This window comes from uncultured Rhodoblastus sp., assembly GCF_903903185.1.
Taxonomy (GTDB): Bacteria; Pseudomonadota; Alphaproteobacteria; order Rhizobiales; family Beijerinckiaceae; genus Rhodoblastus.
The window spans coordinates 1-4,697 of the sequence record NZ_CAIUXT010000043.1 but is presented as its reverse complement, the minus strand read 5'-3'; the positions used below and the strand labels follow the sequence as shown (position 1 = coordinate 4,697).

Genomic DNA, 4,697 nt, shown 5'->3' with positions numbered 1-4,697 from the left:
GCACCAGCGGACGCAGGTCCGGAGGGATCACCGGCACTTCGGTCAGAATCATCCATTCCGGCTTGTTGCCGGAATTCATGAAGGCCTCGATGATCTTCAGGCGCTTGGCGAGCTTCTTCGGCTTGAGCTCGGTGGTCGATTCGGCGATCTCGACCTTGAGCTGCGCGGCGATGGTCGCGAGGTCCATGTTGCGCAGCAGTTCGCGGATCGCCTCGGCGCCGATCAGGGCGGTGAAACTGTCCTGGCCATATTCGTCCTGCGCGAGGATGAATTCCTCCTCGTTCAGCAATTGCCGGACCTTTAGCGGGGTCAGGCCATTGTCGATGACGATGTAGGACTCGAAATAGAGAATCCGCTCCAGATCCTTGAGCGTCATGTCGAGCAGCAGCCCGATGCGCGACGGAAGGCTTTTCAGGAACCAGATATGGGCGACCGGCGCGGCCAGCGAAATATGGCCCATGCGGTCGCGCCGGACTCGTGAAAGCGTGACCTCGACGCCGCACTTCTCGCAGATGACGCCCTTGTATTTCATGCGCTTGTACTTGCCGCACAAGCATTCATAATCCTTGATCGGACCAAAAATGCGGGCGCAGAACAGGCCGTCGCGCTCCGGCTTGAAGGTCCGGTAGTTGATGGTTTCCGGCTTCTTGATTTCGCCGAACGACCAGGAGAGGATTTTTTCCGGGCTGGCGATGGAAATTTGAATCTGGTCGAAAGCCTGGGGAGCGACGACCGGACTGAAGAGATTCATGACCTCTTGATTCATCTTTTGTCTCCTGCGGCGGACGTTTCACGCGCTTTCCGCGCGAAATCCCGGCCTGAATTTAAGGAAAACGGGGGCGCGGCGGCCGCGCCCCGATAAAGGTTCCAGATCACTCGGCGGCTTCGGCCGGCGGAACTTCCTCGTCCGGGATCGCCGCCTGGTTCAGCTCGACATTGAGGCCGAGCGAACGCATTTCCTTGACCAGCACGTTGAAGCTCTCGGGAATGCCCGATTCAAAATTGTCGTCGCCGCGCACGATGGATTCGTAGACCTTGGTGCGGCCCGCCACGTCGTCCGACTTGACGGTGAGCATTTCCTGCAAGGTGTAAGCCGCGCCATAGGCTTCGAGCGCCCAGACCTCCATTTCGCCGAAACGCTGGCCGCCGAACTGCGCCTTGCCGCCGAGCGGCTGCTGGGTGACCAGCGAATAAGGCCCGATCGAGCGCGCGTGGATCTTGTCGTCGACGAGATGGTGCAATTTGAGCATGTAGATCACACCCACCGTCACCTTGCGATCGAAGGCCTCGCCAGTGCGCCCGTCGTAGAGCACGGTCTGGCCGGAGCCATCGAGGCCCGCCTGGTTGAGCATGACGACAATGTCCGGCTCGCGCGCGCCGTCGAACACCGGTGTGGCGATCGGAATGCCGCGCGTCAGGTTCTGGGCGATTTCGACCAGTTCGCTGTCTTCGAGCCGCGCCAGATCGGCGGTGTCGGCGCCGTCGCCGTAAAGCTCGCCGAGCTTTTTCCGCAAGGGCGCGGATTCGAGCGAGCGCTGGTAGATATTGATCGCCTCCGCGACCTGCTTGCCGAGATTGCGGCAGGCCCAGCCGAGATGGGTTTCGAGAATCTGCCCGACATTCATGCGCGAAGGCACGCCGAGCGGATTCAGCACGATATCGACCGGCGTGCCGTCGGCGAGGAAGGGCATGTCCTCCTGCGCCAGGATGCGCGAGACCACGCCCTTGTTGCCGTGCCGGCCGGCCATCTTGTCGCCCGGCTGGATCTTGCGTTTCACCGCGACGAAAACCTTGACCATTTTCATCACGCCCGGCGACAATTCGTCGCCGCGCTGCAATTTTTCGACCTTGTCAAGGAAGCGGCTTTCCAGCCCCTTCTTGGACTCGTCATATTGCTTGCGCATGGCCTCGATCTCGCCCATCACGGCGTCGTCGTCGATGGCAAAGGCCCACCATTGCGAGCGCGGATATTCGTCGATCACCTCGCGGGTCAGCAAATGGTCCTTCTTGAAGCCCTTGGGGCCGGACAGCGCCGTCTTGCCGAGCAGCATGTCGGCGAGGCGGGCGTAGACGTTGCGGTCGAGAATGGCCAACTCGTCGTCGCGATCCTTGGCCAGACGCTCGATTTCTTCGCGCTCGATCGCCTGGGCGCGTTCGTCCTTGTCGACGCCATGGCGGTTGAACACCCGCACTTCGACGATCGTGCCCTGCACGCCCGGCGGCACGCGCAAGCTGGTGTCGCGCACGTCCGAAGCCTTTTCGCCGAAAATCGCCCGAAGAAGCTTTTCTTCCGGCGTCATCGGGCTTTCGCCCTTCGGCGTGATCTTGCCGACGAGAATATCGCCCGCCGCCACTTCCGCTCCAATATAGACGATGCCGGCTTCGTCGAGATTCTTGAGCGCCTCTTCCGACACATTGGGAATATCGCGGGTGATTTCCTCGGGACCGAGTTTGGTGTCGCGCGCCATCACCTCGAATTCGTCGATGTGAATCGAAGTGAAAATATCCTCCTTGACGATCTTCTCGTTGAGCAGGATGGAATCCTCGAAATTATAGCCGTTCCAGGGCATGAAGGCGACGACCACATTGCGGCCGAGCGCCAGATCGCCCATGTCGGTCGAGGGACCGTCGGCGATGATGTCGCCCTTGCGCACGACGTCGCCGACGCGCACCAGCGGACGCTGGTTGATGCAGGTCGATTGGTTCGAGCGCTGGAACTTCATGAGACGGTAGATATCGACGCCGGGACGGCCCGCGCCCAGATCTTCGGTGGCGCGCACGACGATGCGCGTCGCGTCGATCTGATCGACGATGCCGGTGCGGCGCGCCGCGATCGCCGCGCCGGAATCCCGCGCGACAATGGATTCCATGCCGGTGCCGACCAGCGGCGCGTCGGCGCGCACCAAAGGCACGGCCTGGCGCTGCATGTTCGAACCCATCAGCGCGCGATTGGCGTCATCGTTTTCAAGAAATGGAATCAGCGCCGCCGCCACCGAGACGAGCTGCTTGGGCGAAACGTCCATGAAATCGACGCGGTCGCGGGTCAACAGCACGACGTCGCCGGCGTGGCGGCAGACCACGAGGTCTTCCGTCAGATTGCCCTTATCGTCGAGTTGGGCGTTGGCCTGGGCGACCGAATATTTGCCCTCTTCCATCGCCGAGAGATAGACCACCTCGTCGGTGACGTTGCCGTCCTTGACGCGCCGGTATGGCGCTTCGATGAACCCGTATTTATTGACGCGCGCGAAAGTGGCGAGCGAGTTGATCAGGCCGATATTCGGGCCTTCCGGCGTCTCAATCGGGCAGATGCGGCCATAATGGGTCGGATGCACGTCGCGCACTTCGAAACCGGCGCGCTCGCGCGTCAGGCCGCCCGGACCCAGCGCCGAAAGGCGGCGCTTGTGGGTGATTTCCGACAGCGGATTGGTCTGATCCATGAATTGCGACAGCTGCGACGAGCCGAAGAATTCGCGCACGGCGGCGGCGGCCGGCTTGGCGTTGATCAGATCCTGCGGCATGACCGTATCGATATCGACCGAGGACATGCGCTCCTTGATCGCGCGCTCCATGCGCAGCAGGCCGAGGCGATATTGATTTTCCATCAATTCGCCGACCGAACGCACACGGCGGTTGCCGAGATGATCGATGTCGTCGATTTCGCCGCGGCCGTCGCGCAGGTCCACCAGCGCCTTGACCACCGCGAGAATATCCTCGCGGCGCAGGATGCGGGTGGTGTCGGGCGCGTCGAGATCTAGGCGCATGTTCATCTTGACGCGACCGACAGCGGAAAGGTCGTAGCGCTCGGAATCGAAGAACAGCGAATGGAACATCGCCTCCGCCGAATCGATGGTCGGCGGCTCGCCGGGGCGCATCACGCGGTAGATGTCGAACAGGGCCTCTTCGCGCGAACTGTTCTTGTCCACCGCCAAAGTGTTGCGGATATAGGGGCCGATGTTGATGTGATCGATGTCGAGCAGCGGCAATTCCGAAAAACCGAGACCGATCAGGGTTTCGAGCGACTTGGCGGTGATTTCCTCGCCCGCTTCGGCGAAGATTTCGCCGGTTTCCGGATTGTAGAGGTCTTCGCCGATGTATTGGCCGTAAAGATCCTCGTCCTGCGCCTTGATGAATTTCACGCCGCGCTCGGTGAGCGCGCGAGCGGCGCGCACGGTGAGCTTCTTGCCGGCTTCGATGACGACGTCGCCGGTGTCGGCGTCAACGACATCGACCACGGCTTTCATGCCCTTGAGGCGGTCGCCGTCGAAGGGCAGCCGCCAGCCGTCCTTTTCGCGGACGTAATGCACCTTGTTGTAGAAGGCCGACAGGATTTCCTCGCCGTCGAAGCCAAGCGCATAGAGCAGCGACGTCGCCGGAATCTTGCGGCGGCGGTCGATGCGCGCGTAGACGATGTCCTTCGCGTCGAATTCGATATCGAGCCAGGAGCCGCGATAGGGAATGATCCGTGCGGCGAACAGCAGCTTGCCGGAACTATGGCTCTTGCCCTTGTCGTGATCGAAGAACACGCCGGGGGAGCGATGCATCTGCGAGACGATGACGCGCTCGGTGCCATTGACGATGAAGGTGCCGTTCGACGTCATGAAGGGCATGTCGCCCATGTAGACGTCCTGCTCCTTGATGTCCTTTACCGACTTGGCGCCGGTGTCGGGGTCGAGATCGAACACGATCAGGCGGAGCGT

The 4,697-nt window shown here is 61.6% G+C and carries 1 protein-coding gene and 1 pseudogene; both read right to left on the bottom strand.

Features of this window, described 5'->3' with window-relative positions; genetic code table 11:
• Positions 1-766, bottom strand: a pseudogene (locus tag QZY01_RS03605) (DNA-directed RNA polymerase subunit beta'); the annotation flags it as partial.
• 106 nt (positions 767-872) lie between these two features.
• The coding region (rpoB, locus tag QZY01_RS03600; protein WP_294533459.1) for a DNA-directed RNA polymerase subunit beta at positions 873-4,697 on the bottom strand (3,825 nt) is incomplete at its 5' end.